This window comes from Leisingera sp. XS_AS12, assembly GCF_041224635.1.
Lineage (GTDB): Bacteria > Pseudomonadota > Alphaproteobacteria > Rhodobacterales > Rhodobacteraceae > Leisingera.
On record NZ_JBGFGM010000058.1, the window covers coordinates 1 to 1,887 of the forward strand.

Sequence of the window (1,887 nt, forward strand, 5' to 3'; positions counted from 1 at the left end):
CGACCTCTCAACCTGTTCGTGACCGCCGGGCAGGTGAGCGATTATGTCGGCGCACGGGCGCTGCTCAGCAGCCTGCCAAACGTCGATTGGTTGCTCGGGGATCGGGGCTATGACGCCGACTGGTTCCGAGAGGCATTGCAAGACGAACGGATACGCGCCTGCATCCCCGGCCGAAAGCAGCGCAAGATCCCGGTCAAATACGACAAGCGCCGGTACAAGCGGCGAAGTCGCATCGAGATCATGTTCGGCAGGCTCAAGGACTGGAGGCGTGTGGCAACCCGCTATGACCGCTGTCCGAAAGTCTTCCTCTCAGCCATCGCCCTCGCGGCAACCGTCATCTACTGGTTATGAATCCTGACCCTAGAATATGGAATTGTTAATCCTAGGCTTGCTCGGACTTGTCGCAGGCAGCTTTGCCCTATTTGACAATGGCGACGATCCTGTGGATACCCCGGACGACTCCTCCGGGGAAGCGCCAGATCCAACCACCTTTGTAACTGATGGTTCTAACCTCATCGGCACCGCAGAAGACGACATTTTCGTTCTGGACCAGAACGCCTCCGGCCCTTTAGAAACTACCATTGATAGCGGCGACGGGGACGACATTATTGATCTGTCAGGCTGGCCTGACAGTGATGCCTCTGTCACCGCTGACGTGTCAGGCGGTGCGGGCAATGACCAGATTTCTGGCTTTTCCGAGGGCACCATCTCCGGCGGCCAGGGCAATGATACGATCACAAGTGAACTTCTCAGTGGGACCGTTCACGGGGACGACGGCGATGACCAGATCGAAATTCTTTCGGAGGCGTCAGATAGAGCCCTGGTTTTCGGAGGAGCGGGCAATGATACGATTGACAGCCTGGGATCTGACAACATCCGCATACATGGTGGCGAGGGCGATGATTTTTTACACACACGCGGTGCTCCAAGTTCAGGCGCAGGCTACGAGATCTCGTCGAACGGTGGCGATGGAAACGACACGCTCCATGACCTGCCCCCCGCAAAATCCCTCACCATGAAGTAGAGTCTGCCCAACCTATGTAGGAGCAGACGAATGCGTAAGAGCCGTTTCACCGAGGCGCAAATCATCGGGATGATCAAAGAGCAGGAAGCCGGGATGCCGACGGCGGAGGTGTGCCGTCGGCACGGCCTGAGCCCGGCGACCTTTTACAAGCTGAAGTCCAAGTATGGCGGCATGGAGGTGTCGGAGGCCGCACGGCTGAAGGCGCTGGAGGATGAGAACGCCAAGCTGAAGCGGCTGCTGGCAGACACGATGCTCGACAACGTGGTTTTGAAAGACCTGCTGGGAATGGAGGCCGCCAGCCCGCCATTGGTTCGAGGGCAAGGCCGACACTGACGACACCGAAAGAGCGGCGAGAGGCAGCGCTCAATGCAATGCGGGATCATGATATCTCGCAGCGCAGGGCCTGCCGGCTTGTCGGTGTCGACCCTAAGACGGTCCGGCGAACGTCCGCCCGACCATCCTGAGATCCGCCAGGAGATGAAAGAGATCGCAGGCAAGCGCCGCCGGTTCGGCTACCGGAGGATCGGCGTTCTGCTTGAGCGCAAAGGCATGATCATGAACCACAAAAAACTCTACCGCCTCTACCGGGAAGAAGGCCTGGCGGTGAAGCGGCGGCGGGGCCGCAAACGCGCCCGGGGGGCGCGCACGCCGAAGCCCGAAGCCACACGGCCGAACCAGCGCTGGTCCGGATCTACGGAAAACCCGCTTGCATTGTCAGCGATAACGTCCTATGTCGGGAATTTCCGGCTGCTTAGGTCAGCAGGTCATGGAGCATCCGGAGCCCCGGACGCCCTGACAGGTTTGCCCAGACGGGCTCTGCCGTCAAGAAATGATCTCTTCCATAGCAAACACAGGGTACGCGC

2 protein-coding genes and 1 pseudogene are annotated in these 1,887 nt (G+C 59.5%); all 3 read left to right on the top strand.

Features of this window, described 5'->3' with window-relative positions; all coding sequences use genetic code 11:
* Positions 1 to 351: IS5 family transposase (locus AB9K35_RS02100; RefSeq protein WP_369924225.1), on the top strand; the 351-nt coding region annotated here is incomplete at its 5' end.
* Between the two features lie 16 nt (positions 352 to 367).
* On the top strand, positions 368 to 1,024 hold the full coding sequence (locus AB9K35_RS02105; RefSeq protein ID WP_369924226.1) for a hypothetical protein: 657 nt from the start codon (positions 368 to 370) through the stop codon (positions 1,022 to 1,024).
* A gap of 30 nt (positions 1,025 to 1,054) precedes the next feature.
* Positions 1,055 to 1,711 (top strand): annotated as a pseudogene (locus AB9K35_RS02110) (transposase); the annotation flags it as partial.
* Positions 1,712 to 1,887 lie beyond the last annotated feature (176 nt).

What these genes read in the sequence shown, in the direction of transcription:
- AB9K35_RS02105 (WP_369924226.1), top strand. Translation starts at nt 368, where the DNA reads ATGGAATTGTTAATCCTAGGCTTGCTCGGACTTGTCGCAGGCAGCTTT.